We start from the raw sequence: 531 nt of genomic DNA, 5'->3' as shown, positions 1-531 counted from the left end.
ATTTTACAATTTGGAAATAACGATCATATCCCGCACACATCAAAAGCTGTTTAAAAATCTGTGGTGACTGTGGAAGCGCATAGAAATTTCCCGGATGCACACGGCTTGGCACAAGGTAATCTCTCGCTCCCTCCGGAGTACTTTTGATCAACATCGGTGTCTCGATTTCCAAAAATCCTTCCTCTGCAAGGAATTGACGTGTCAATGTCGCCGCTTTACTTCTCATCATCAGGTTTCTCTGTAAATCTGGTCTTCTCAAATCCAACACGCGGTATTTCAGACGTAATTCCTCTTTTGTCTTGCTGTTCTCTTCAATTGGGAACGGTGGTGTCTCAGACTCAGATAAAATACGAAGTTCTTTTACACGAATCTCAATCTCTCCTGTCGCAAGATTTTCATTCACTGCACCGGAACGTGCTTCTACAGTACCCACTGCTGCAATTACAAATTCACTGCGAAGCTTTCCTGCTTTTTCAAAATCTTCTTCGCTCACGCTTCCATTTTCAAAAATAAGCTGCAGCAATCCGGAAC

At 42.9% G+C, this 531-nt stretch carries 1 protein-coding gene; it reads right to left on the bottom strand.

Annotated features, from left to right (window positions below; all coding sequences use genetic code 11):
- A partial coding sequence (locus IE212_RS35860; protein WP_506005146.1) for an amino acid--tRNA ligase-related protein occupies positions 1 to 493 on the bottom strand: 493 nt, incomplete at its 3' end.
- Between the last annotated feature and the right edge of the window lie 38 nt (positions 494 to 531).

The sequence above is a fragment of the Streptomyces djakartensis genome, from assembly GCF_014651075.1.
Classification (GTDB): domain Bacteria; phylum Actinomycetota; class Actinomycetes; order Streptomycetales; family Streptomycetaceae; genus Streptomyces; species Streptomyces djakartensis.
This window is presented reverse-complemented; position numbering and strand designations above follow the sequence as displayed.